Here is a 10187-nt window from a genome sequence, read left to right as displayed (position 1 = left end):
GAATACAGGTTCCTTTTAGGTTCAAAAATTTGTCAAGTATCATAAGTAAAATACTATGGTTTTTGGCTATTATATCAAATCTTAACTTGATTGTCTATCTTTTGGTATTAACCTGTTGATGCCTTAAGTCCTTCCCTATATGGATTTCAGATACTTTTGAGCGTAGGCACTCTCATCGAATTTTATTTTAAGTTAATTATTTGCATAACAATTCCCGAAGAGCCCAAATTATTTAGCCTCCTTTTTAAGAGAACATTAGCTGCTTGTTTAAATGTGTCTTTCATAATTCAAATTTGATAATTTACAATTCATAATTTATAACTCATGGATGACTTTCTAAATCCTCTTCTAATTTAGCATCTAATTTATTTTTGACATATTCATCAACACTTAAGCCTTCATCTCGACATTCATAAGCAAGTGCCATTGTGTCAACAGTCGGTTCTTCCATGTTCAATATAGCACTAATTATATTAGTGGCATTACTTTGAGCCGTATAAAGACGAATAGTTTCGTGCCACCAAGAGTGATTAATATTGTCAAGTAATAGCTTCTCTTGCTGAGTTTCTTTGATTTCAACTGCTGCTAAATATTCTTGAAAACTCAAATGAGCGAATTCATAGACATCATTCTCTTTCTCCACCAACAAACCACAGACATCTCTCACCTGCTTAATAAACTCCTCTGCTGTAATTTCACTACTCGCTACTTCTCTTAATTTAGCTTGAATCAACGGTGCTTTTTCTGATAATTTAAACTCCCTGGTGTTATTCTGCATTAACATCAACGCCAACACTTGTAATACAGCTTGCTTTTGTGTGGCTATTAAGGGAATAGCAAGTTTTTTAGCACGGTGTCGCTTTTCTAATAATACTTGACAAATTTCTTTGTATAGTTCTACTCTCTTACCGGGTAAAGCACTTCCCCTCCGGTGTACAGTGGCAATCATGGTTAGTAGTAAAGGATTTACTGCCATATCTGCTAAAGGCTTACTATTGAGGATACGCGCAATTAAATCCTCAGCTTGTTCTCTCGCCTCTTCACGCACCCCTAAATCTTCTTCCCCCGCACGACTAATAATTTCTGTCTGTAAATACCAGTTATTAACAAACTGCTGCATTTGTTTAAGGTTGAACGGTTTTACCTCTAGCACAGTTACACTTTCTTGTAGCGGCGCACTTCTATAACCGTAAGGTCTAGAGGTTAGCAAAAAAAGCGTATCAGGATATGTTTGAATCTGTTCATCTACCCAATTTTTAACTTTCTGGCGCTGAGTTTCATCTGCAACTTCATCCAATCCATCTAACAGTACCAAACATTGTTTTTGACGTAATTTATCCGCAAACCAATGTAACGGTGGGTTGAGGGGATCAATCTTACGTTGTCCCTTAATTTGTTGGGTAATTAACTCTGGTAAAGTCAATTTATGAGCGGCAATTTCCTGACTCAACTCAATTTCCTGACTCACCTCTCTAAGATACAGCAACACGGGAATCAGTTTTGGTGCTTGCGGGTGAATCTTGCGTTGAGATTGGGTAGCATAAGTTAGGGCAATGTGCCTGAGTAAAGTCGTCTTCCCTGACCCCGGTGCGCCTAAAATAACTATGGGACGGAAAGCTGCTTCATTTTGCATGGCTGCTAAAAAGTCCCAAATTTGCTTTTCTTTGGGGTTCTTGGCGCTTCTATCTACCGCCTGAATCATTTTGGGATCGACCTGTACTGCCTCTTTGGTCGCCATCTTGAGTGGGACAAATACCTTTTCCAACTTCAAGATGCGGTCTTTATCCAATCCCTGGGTAAGATAGTCCCGACAGATGTAGATGAGTTGCTGGTAATATTTGTTAAGGAAGTTTCGTTTTGACCGCAGTTGTATCAAGTTAGATGGTATATTATTAATTGTCCTAATCAACGTTTGAGCACTCGTTTCCCCTCGTCTTTCTGCTTCTTCCTCTAGGGTTTCCATAAACTTGCCACTAAACTTAACCCAGAGAGACGAACACGCCGTTACGAAGGTTGGAATCAGAGTTTGTGTCCACTCTCCCTGCGTCAATCCTTGTTTAACAGAATCCAGCGTCCATAGGGAGGCTGTACCAAAAGGTATCCACTGAACTAAACGCTGTGTAAGTTTCTGCATCGGTGGCATCGCTGAAAAGGCTTTTCTTCCTATTTTATGCGATCTTCTGTAAAATGAATCCAAGTAGTGGGACTTAGGCATTTTCGGTCAGACGGAAAGGCTCAAACCCTTACGGGACAATACGTTAACCTTGATCTGCTAGTTTCCTTGATATATATAGGTTTCAGCGATTTTGGGTTTCTCGAAGTAAATCCCAATCCCTACTTGGGGTTGAGACTTTTATCGATTTGTTTTTTGTTTAAGTTACAGTAGCAGATATTCAGCAATTTTCTTGATATGGGTAGCAACAATATTGTAATTATCGGACCTAGAGCATCTGGAAAAACGACTTATTTAGCTGGATTATCTTATTGGCCAAAGCTGAAGGATGTTCTGCAAGAAAAGAGAGATTATGAGATTCACCCTCGTGATGAGGGTGCGCTTAGACTTCAATATCAAGCGAAAAATATTCTTTTAGAGGGGGAATTTTCACCAACAGTCATCCCAATAGAGGTTTGTTTCGGCATAAAAATAAAAAGAAGATTTTCTAAAACCGAGCTAGATCTATATCTAGTTTTTAAAGATTATCCAGGAGAGATTGATGAACCTAGTATGCACCTGCACCGTTGGTACAGAGAATTTTGGCAAGAATATTTAAGTCCTGATGTAGTAGGATGTCTGATTTTGTTGCCAGCATGGCAGCGAGAAGAATGTGATAGACAATATAGTCGTATTGTGGAGAATCTAACTAAACTAATCGACGAATATAAAAGAATGAAAAACTTTCGCTTAGCAGTAGCAATGAGTAAATGTGAAAGAATAGAGCTTTGGCCAGGAAGACTTAATCCTGAGTCTGATTTATTTGAAATTCATTTACCAAGAACCACAGATATATTAAGGAGAAGAATACCAAAAGAAAATTTAAAATTTTTCGCTATTTCTTCATTTGGAGTGCTAGGAGAAAATGATCCGCGTCCTAATCGGGCAAACCGCATCATTCACGGGGAGTTCCTGTCAGTTCTCAGAGATTCGGAGAAATGGCAACCCTATAACTTGATTGAACCCTTATATTGGCTGAGTACAGGACAAGTGATACCTGTATTGAATCGAAAATTTCCAGCCCTGTTTTCCTGGCAAGGCTGAAAACGCACTACTTAGCCGATACCATCGAAGCCGTAATCTGTAACAGTCAGCCTGTAGGTTGGGTTGACGCAAGGAAACCCAACTTCCATATTCATATTAAAATATAGAGATAAGTTTTCAAAAATTCTGAACCTGATGAAAATCAAAGCTATTATTCATCCAGCCGAAGAAGGCGGTTACTGGGCTGAAGTTCCCGCTCTGCCCGGTTGTATAACAGAAGGAGATAGTATGGACGAAGTTGTCGATAACCTCCAAGATGCCATACAAGGCTGGTTAGAAGTTGCCAATGAAAGCAAACAACCTGAATCTAGGTCAGAAGTGATTGAAATTGCTGTATGAAATCAATATCAGGGAAAAAACTCTGTAAAATTGTCGAAAAAAAAAGGTTGGATACTCAAAAAAATTACCAGTAGTCACCATATTTATGAAAAGGAGGATGAAGATAAAATTCTATCTATTCCTGTACACCGCAATCAGGACTTAAAAATTGGAACTTTAAAATCAATTATGAAAATAGCTCGATTATCGGAAGATGACTTATAAGCTTTCGTAGGGTGCGTTAATGTTAATGTAACGCACCATCAATTTCCTAATATGCGGTGGGTTACGCTGTCACTAACCCACCCTACAGTGCTACTGTGAAGAGACAAGCTGATGTCCGAGGTTATAATGGTCAAAGAGTTAAAAAAGAAATTAATCTAATCAATAGCCACAATGAAGGTACAGCCAAATGAGTCAAGTCTTAACCCTAGAATTGAGCGATGAAGTCTATGCCGCCTTGCAACAGCAAGCTAAAATATTAGGTATCAACCTGTCAGAATTAGTAACAACTTCCCTCGAACGACAGTATCGCTTAACAAAAGCTAAAGACCAACGCACGGAAGCCGAAAAAGAAGCAGCACGTCAACGCTTTCGAGCGCACGCTGGCTCAATTAGCGGCTATCCGACAGGAGCAGATAATGAAAGCATTGATGCTGACTTAGGGAGAGAGTATGGAGATACTCATGAGGAGACATCAAATCGGTGATACTCCTCGATACTTCTGGGTTACTTTGCTATGTCTATCGTGATCAACCAGGACATGAAGAAGCTGTCCAATTGTTAGATAGTGCAGGTAAAAGCATCACCCACAGTTACGTTTTAGCAGAGTTAGTTGCTCTAGCTCAAGTTCGCCATTACCCACGTTTAGCTACCCTAGAATTTATCACCGATTTGCTAGAAAATCCAGATATCGAGACAGTTTGGATAGATGAGCCTTTACATCGTGCTGCTGTCAAACTATTGATGGCACGGCAAGATAAGACTTATTCCTTGTGTGATGCAGTTAGCTTTTTATTGATGCGTCAGTTCAATATTAATGAAGCATTAACCACCGATCGCCATTTTGAGCAAGAAGGTTTTCACCGTTTACTTGTATTCTAAAAAGGGCAGAGCTGCGTCAGGGGTTGGTATTTCTCCAACTGGTACTCTTGCCATTTCCCCGGCCTCCGTTCGGTGAGGGATTGGGCGTTTCCCAACTGTGCGGCTGCTTCCCGCCAGAATTGTTCAAAGTTCTGCCGCAGTTCTCCGGTGGCAATCATTGATTTTAACGCGATAATTTAGTCAACAATTCCAAGAGTTTTTTACTATTAGGAGTCAAGAGAGTTCGACGATAGGCATCGGCGGCCTTTTTAATCGCTTCCGCTTGGGTGGGGTAGGGATGAATAACAATAGAGAGTTTACCCAGTCCGATTTTGGCAACCATAGCGGTGGTAATTTCAGAAATCATCTCACCGGCGTGAGCGGCGACGATAGTGGCCCCTAAAATTTGGTCGGAACCTTGTTTGTGAATAATTTTTAAAAAACCGTCCGTTTCCCCATCAGCGATAGCTCGATCGACTATACTCAAAGGAATTTTAATAGTATTAGTGGTCAATCCCCGGGCTTTTGCTTGGGTTTCATCCATGCCCACATGGGCGATTTCTGGGTCAGTGTAAGTGACCCAAGGCATAACTAAATTACTGAGCTTATCGCGTCCGAAACCGAAGGGAGAAAAGAGAGTATTTTTAATCACAATACGGGCGGCTGCATCGGCAGCATGGGTAAATTTCCAATCCATACAGATATCACCGGCCGCATAAATTTTCGGGTTAGTAGTTTGCAGATAATCATTAACTTTGACTCCCCGACGAGTATCGTATTCCACGGCCACCGCTTCTAAATTTAATCCTGACAGATTAGGCTCCCGGCCGGCAGCGACTAAAATCTCGTCAACGGTGATAGTTGCTCCTTGACCGTTGCTAGTATATTCAATGGTTTTACCCCGCTCATTTTTTCTCACCCGTTCAATTTGGCAAGAGAGAATTAACTGCATTCCTTCCCGCAGGAAAGTATTCTCAATAATTGCGGCTGCTTCTGGGTCTTCTTTATTCAAAAGATGGGAATGGTTATGAAATAAAATCACTTGCGTGCCTAACCGTTGAAAAGCTTGGGCTAATTCACAACCAATCGGCCCGCCACCGATAATAGCTAATCGAGGAGGTAATTCTGTGAGGGAAAAAATTGTTTCATTGGTATAAAATCCCGCTTCTTTTAGTCCGGGGATATCGGGATGAAAAGCCCTAGTACCAGTGGCAATGACGGCTTTTTTATAAGCGAGGGTTTTTCCCGCGACTTCCACGGCATTTTGTCCTAAAAAACGAGCGCTACCCAAGAAGACATCGATACCTAGTTTTTGGAAACGTTGCACCGAATCATGATGACTAATATCGGCGCGAATTTGCCGCATTCTGGTCATTACTCTGGCAAAATCTACCCTAGTATCCCCAATATCAATTCCTAATTTTTTGGCTTTCTCAATTTCCCCGATAATTCTAGAGGAACGAATCAGACATTTAGAAGGAATACAACCGAAATTGAGGCAATCTCCCCCCATTAAGTGTTTTTCCACTAAAGCCACTTTTAAACCTATATCTAAACCCGCCGCCCCCGCCGCTACGACTAAACCCGCAGTACCCGCACCGATGACGACTAAATCATAACAATCCTGGGGTTGTGGATTGACCCAATCGGCGGGATGAACATAATTAACTAATTTTTGATTATGTTCGTCCATGGGGAGAATATTAACTTCACTGGAGCTATTTTGAAACATAGTGAACTACCTCGACTCCCTAGGCGCAGTTGTCAAGACTTCGGAATTTACAGGGGAATGCCTCAAGACAGATTTACATCCACCTTTTTGACTTACTTCTCCTCTTTGAGCAGTGGTCCGAGTTCCTGAGACCAATAATTGTCTGATGCCTTCTGCTCTTATTTTTTTAGCTGCATTTTTGTCTCTATCGTCATGTGTACCATAGCTTGGACAAGTCCATTTTCTAACGTCTAATGGCATATCAGACATTTGATAGAGACAATAAGAATAGGTTTTAGAGCTAGGGAAAAATCTATCAATCTCCATCAATAAACCGCCTTTATTCTGTAGTTTATAGTCAATAAATTTACCTCTTGGCCAAGTTGGTAGAGCAAGTTTCTTGGTTCTATGTTAGTTGTTGTATTAATCGGACAAAACCTGATGAGACTTTCTCTGTCAACTCTTAAGGAGTTGTGCGTTTCATTTTTCAATTGGCGATTTAAGAGCCAATTTTAAAGGCTTCTAGAAATAAACTATAGGTGATACCAATTTTTAGTAAATTGAAAGATTCTCGCAGAATCGGTGCTGGTTTAGCCTGAGAACTTTTTCGATAAACAATCCGGCTAGTCGCCTCCGTAAACAGCAGCAATAAACCGGCAGCGGTGACATCCCATTGAGCAGTTTGACCAGCAGTAGTGACAATTGCTTGACCAGAAAAAACTCCAAATAAAACACAAATTATCTGGAGGGAAATCCGCCGCCAAGGATTACCAAAAAAGCTATTAAATCGACTGCTGGTGACATTAGCCAGCGTACTTAAACGGGTGCGTTGCATGGTCATATTTATTTAGAAGTAATACGATTAAGAAGCCACAAAGAGGTAACAATACCAGTAAAGTGAGCGAGAATTGTATTAGTATTTGCCTGCACAATTAACAGGTCAACAGAATTAACAAATTGACTGGGGTTAGAGGCAACATTAAAAGTACCTTGGGGAACATTGAGGGATTTAATTAAGACGATTCCCGCCAAGGCTTGCGCTCCCAAAATTGTTAAAAACATCCCGATAATATTAGCGATTAAACCCTGACGGATTAATTGAATAGTATCGGATTTTTTCGGGCGACTATCTTGATCACCCCTCAACATTTGACGGGCAATTTTCATGTAACGAGAGGAAAAGAAAATGGCAACCACCAAGAAACCAGCCCCACCAATGGCACATAAAACACCGATTTCAATACCAGAAGTGCGTTGTCTCGTCCCTAATAAACTAGCGGTAGCAATGAGTAATAAAACCCCTGAAATCACGCCTAGGACAATCTGTGTCCAAAAACCGATTCTTCCCTGACGTAAAAGGATATTAGCAGCCCGTTGGACGGCGGGAGGCAAGGAATAAAGATCAGAATCTCTGGGGGTGGATATATTGGTAATTTCTGATTGTTTGTCTCTCATCGGGGTTAAGCTAGGGATTGGGTAAATCTGGTCCTGATCTATTTTCGTCTTTTTTTTTGCCCATGGCTAGAGATTTAATTTTGGCACTGACTGGCTATCTGTTTAGCTTCTACCTGTAAACGCTGGGCCATACGAAACATTTCTTGACCGGTGTGGAGAGAGCGATCATCGTAGTTAAGGGTAAAGGTTTCTAATTCTTCTAGTCCGTCAGTGAGATGATTGAGACAGTAGTAGAGAGAAGCGGCCACTTTGGCCATTTTGGCAGGATTAGGCCGTTGGGAAAAGAGGGTTTTGGCTCGATCGAGATTTTGGCGACAGGTTTCTAGATAGTCTTGAAAAACAGCCATTAACTGATCATCGAAGGGATCCGCGGATAGGTGATCGATCTGACCTTTGAGGGGTCGGATAATTTGACCGATCAGGCGATTAATCGGGCTATAGGTCTGTTTATACCACTGTTTGACCAGGGCTTCGTCTTCCTGGACCGTTTCTTTGTAACGATGATAATTTGCTTGGGCGGTGGCGGTGCGTTGGGCGCGTTTTTCGGGAGAATTGGCGATTAGTTGGTTATCGTAGTCCTTTCTTAGTCTCGGATCGCTTAAAATCTCGTAGGCGGCGTTAATAGCGACGATTTTATCGTGACTGGCACTATCGTTTTGACTATCGGGATGGAATTGTCTGGCTAAACGCCGATAGGCCCGTTTAATCTCCTCAGGGGTCGATTTATGGCTAATTTCTAAGGTTTGGTAGTGGTTGCCGGTCATGAGCGCAAGCGATCGATCTGTCTTTTATTATTATCGACCATGGTTAACGCGGCGGAGAAGGGGAATTGTCGAGAGTGGGAAAGTGGGGTGTGGGGTGTGGGGTGTGGGGTGTGGGGTGTGGGAAGAATACATAAAAATAATCTCCTGTTTCCTGAATACTGACTTCTGACTCCCGACTTCTGACTTCTAACCCAATGTTCGCCAAAGATAAGCAAAAGTTATATATTGACCCCAAAAACTTGAGAATATTTAAATTAACATTCCGCAATATTTATAAATTCTTAAGAATTAATTGAGAAAGATTTTTATTTAACAACGATTTTACAATGGTTACAGCGATTTGATAGAATTTCATAGTGGGTTATTCTGTGATTTTTTGGGTGGCAAGGGTTGAAACCCTTGCCACACCTACAAGGTAATCCTAATTAAGACGGGTAAATTAGTCAATTTCACCCACAACGATGATCTTTTTTTTGTGTAGTTTTATTACAAAGAAAAAGTTTTTTTGACAAAAAGCACAAAGTATGAATTATGAATTGGGGAGAAGGGAGGGGGAGAGGGGGAGAAGGGAGAATAAATAAAAATAATCTTCAGAATTCTGAATTGAGAATACTGACAAAATTGGCAATAATTAGACAAAAGGATTGATTTCAGGGATATGATCGATCGAGGGTAAGTCTATTTGGCCCGATCGCTCTTGTCTAAGATAATAGGGACAATGAAGCTGACAATCGGGACGATGGGGAAAATCGACTAAATCATTTTGGTATGCTGATAGATAGAGATCGAGATCCTTCAATAAACGGCGTAAATCCCGTCCTGTCCGTTGGTGTAGTTTGCGATTATATTTAAAAGTAATTTGTTCGGGGCTGCGGGGTAACTGCACAAACCAATAGGTCATCGATAAACTATCAAGAGGATAAGCAGAAGTTTCTGCCAACACATACAGATAAAGTCTCGTCTGCCAATTTTTGGCTAGTTTGTCGGCATCGATAGGTTTTAAGTAGGTTTTCCAGTCAAAAATTACCGCTCGATCGCTCTCTAGTAAAATTAAATCATAGATAACCGTTAATAAATAATTACCCACAGTTAAACTGCGACAATGTTCTGCTTCTCGATTAGCTTCTCCCGGATTTTGGGCAATTGCCGGGGCAGCCTTTAATAGGGCTGTTAAACAATGTTCTAACTGTTCATTTTCGCGTAATAGAGACGTGATTGGCAGCCCTAATTCCCGCTGCTGTAATAATAGGTGAAACTGACTGCCCCATTCTTGCCGCTGCAATTGCCCGGGGTCAGCCGGTGTGTTAAGTTGCTCTAGATAGACTTTTTGAAATCTCGGTGGACAGGTTTCCAATAGGTTTAAATGGCCCTGGGCAAGACGATAGATATTAGACATGATAACTAGATAGGTATTAAAAACTTTCAGATGCCCCCCTTATTAAGGGGGGATTAAGGGGGGATCGGCACCCCCCTTATCAAGGGTAGATCCCCCCGCCTATCGGCACCCCCCTTATCAAGGGTAGATCCCCCCGCCTATCGGCACCCCCCTTATCAAGGGGGGCAGGGGGGATCGAACCTAAAATCCATTTTTAATTTAATT

The 10187-nt window shown here is 41.2% G+C and carries 12 protein-coding genes and 1 pseudogene; 5 read left to right on the top strand and 8 right to left on the bottom strand.

Annotated elements, in window-relative coordinates; translation table 11 throughout:
- Nucleotides 1–322 precede the first annotated feature (322 nt).
- Nucleotides 323–2134 carry an NACHT domain-containing protein gene (locus IM450_RS20705; RefSeq protein WP_162561076.1) on the bottom strand — a complete coding sequence of 604 codons (1812 nt, stop codon included), beginning with the start codon at nt 2132–2134 and terminating at the stop codon, nt 323–325.
- Nucleotides 2135–2410: 276 nt separating this feature from the next.
- On the opposite strand from IM450_RS20705, the gene IM450_RS20700 reads away from it, so the two are divergent.
- The 5 genes and pseudogenes from IM450_RS20700 to IM450_RS20680 all read left to right on the top strand — a co-directional run bounded on the left by IM450_RS20700 (nt 2411) and on the right by IM450_RS20680 (nt 4678).
- A complete protein-coding gene (locus IM450_RS20700; protein WP_287670993.1) occupies nt 2411–3256 on the top strand; it encodes a hypothetical protein in 846 nt (281 codons plus the stop codon).
- Between the two features lie 135 nt (nt 3257–3391).
- Nucleotides 3392–3595: a type II toxin-antitoxin system HicB family antitoxin gene (locus tag IM450_RS20695; RefSeq protein ID WP_002734086.1), complete on the top strand. Its 204-nt coding sequence runs from the start codon at nt 3392–3394 to the stop codon at nt 3593–3595.
- Nucleotides 3592–3799 (top strand): annotated as a pseudogene (locus IM450_RS20690) (type II toxin-antitoxin system HicA family toxin). The gene IM450_RS20695 and the pseudogene IM450_RS20690 overlap by 4 nt, the downstream one beginning before the upstream one ends.
- Nucleotides 3800–3986: 187 nt before the next feature.
- Nucleotides 3987–4283 carry a type II toxin-antitoxin system CcdA family antitoxin gene (locus IM450_RS20685; protein WP_287670991.1) on the top strand — a complete coding sequence of 99 codons (297 nt, stop codon included), beginning with the start codon at nt 3987–3989 and terminating at the stop codon, nt 4281–4283.
- Nucleotides 4280–4678 carry a type II toxin-antitoxin system VapC family toxin gene (locus IM450_RS20680; RefSeq protein WP_081106832.1) on the top strand — a complete coding sequence of 133 codons (399 nt, stop codon included), beginning with the start codon at nt 4280–4282 and terminating at the stop codon, nt 4676–4678. Before IM450_RS20685 ends, IM450_RS20680 begins: the two co-directional genes overlap by 4 nt.
- A 163-nt stretch (nt 4679–4841) precedes the next feature.
- On the opposite strand, the gene IM450_RS20675 is transcribed toward IM450_RS20680, so the two are convergent.
- The 7 genes from IM450_RS20675 to IM450_RS20650 form a co-directional block, all read right to left on the bottom strand.
- Entirely contained in the window at nt 4842–6389 is a 1548-nt protein-coding gene (locus tag IM450_RS20675) for a mercuric reductase (RefSeq protein ID WP_287670988.1), read from the bottom strand.
- 6 nt (nt 6390–6395) lie between these two features.
- On the bottom strand, nt 6396–6731 hold the full coding sequence (locus tag IM450_RS20670; protein WP_353736983.1) for a zinc ribbon domain-containing protein: 336 nt from the start codon (nt 6729–6731) through the stop codon (nt 6396–6398).
- 136 nt (nt 6732–6867) lie between these two features.
- On the bottom strand, nt 6868–7209 hold the full coding sequence (locus IM450_RS20665; protein WP_002753579.1) for a DUF565 domain-containing protein: 342 nt from the start codon (nt 7207–7209) through the stop codon (nt 6868–6870).
- 2 nt (nt 7210–7211) lie between these two features.
- Nucleotides 7212–7823: a DUF3611 family protein gene (locus IM450_RS20660; protein WP_002800798.1), complete on the bottom strand. Its 612-nt coding sequence runs from the start codon at nt 7821–7823 to the stop codon at nt 7212–7214.
- Between the two features lie 74 nt (nt 7824–7897).
- Entirely contained in the window at nt 7898–8587 is a 690-nt protein-coding gene (locus IM450_RS20655; protein ID WP_287670986.1) for a J domain-containing protein, read from the bottom strand.
- 43 nt (nt 8588–8630) lie between these two features.
- On the bottom strand, nt 8631–8855 hold the full coding sequence (locus IM450_RS22765) for a hypothetical protein (RefSeq protein WP_071839410.1): 225 nt from the start codon (nt 8853–8855) through the stop codon (nt 8631–8633).
- 363 nt (nt 8856–9218) lie between these two features.
- Nucleotides 9219–9983: a PD-(D/E)XK nuclease family protein gene (locus IM450_RS20650; RefSeq protein ID WP_287670984.1), complete on the bottom strand. Its 765-nt coding sequence runs from the start codon at nt 9981–9983 to the stop codon at nt 9219–9221.
- Between the last annotated feature and the right edge of the window lie 204 nt (nt 9984–10187).

The sequence above is a fragment of the Microcystis sp. M083S1 genome, from assembly GCF_020246405.1.
GTDB classification, from domain to species: Bacteria; Cyanobacteriota; Cyanobacteriia; order Cyanobacteriales; family Microcystaceae; genus Microcystis; species Microcystis aeruginosa_C.
The sequence above is the reverse complement of the archived record's forward strand: the minus strand, read 5'-3'. Positions and strand labels throughout refer to the sequence as shown.

What these genes read in the sequence shown, in the direction of transcription:
- IM450_RS20705 (WP_162561076.1), bottom strand. Translation starts at nt 2,134, where the DNA reads ATGCAGAAACTTACACAGCGTTTAGTTCAGTGGATACCTTTTGGTACA.
- IM450_RS20700 (WP_287670993.1), top strand. Translation starts at nt 2,411, where the DNA reads ATGGGTAGCAACAATATTGTAATTATCGGACCTAGAGCATCTGGAAAA.
- IM450_RS20695 (WP_002734086.1), top strand. Translation starts at nt 3,392, where the DNA reads ATGAAAATCAAAGCTATTATTCATCCAGCCGAAGAAGGCGGTTACTGG.
- IM450_RS20685 (WP_287670991.1), top strand. Translation starts at nt 3,987, where the DNA reads ATGAGTCAAGTCTTAACCCTAGAATTGAGCGATGAAGTCTATGCCGCC.
- IM450_RS20675 (WP_287670988.1), bottom strand. Translation starts at nt 6,389, where the DNA reads ATGTTTCAAAATAGCTCCAGTGAAGTTAATATTCTCCCCATGGACGAA.
- IM450_RS20665 (WP_002753579.1), bottom strand. Translation starts at nt 7,209, where the DNA reads ATGACCATGCAACGCACCCGTTTAAGTACGCTGGCTAATGTCACCAGC.
- IM450_RS20660 (WP_002800798.1), bottom strand. Translation starts at nt 7,823, where the DNA reads ATGAGAGACAAACAATCAGAAATTACCAATATATCCACCCCCAGAGAT.
- IM450_RS20655 (WP_287670986.1), bottom strand. Translation starts at nt 8,587, where the DNA reads ATGACCGGCAACCACTACCAAACCTTAGAAATTAGCCATAAATCGACC.
- IM450_RS20650 (WP_287670984.1), bottom strand. Translation starts at nt 9,983, where the DNA reads ATGTCTAATATCTATCGTCTTGCCCAGGGCCATTTAAACCTATTGGAA.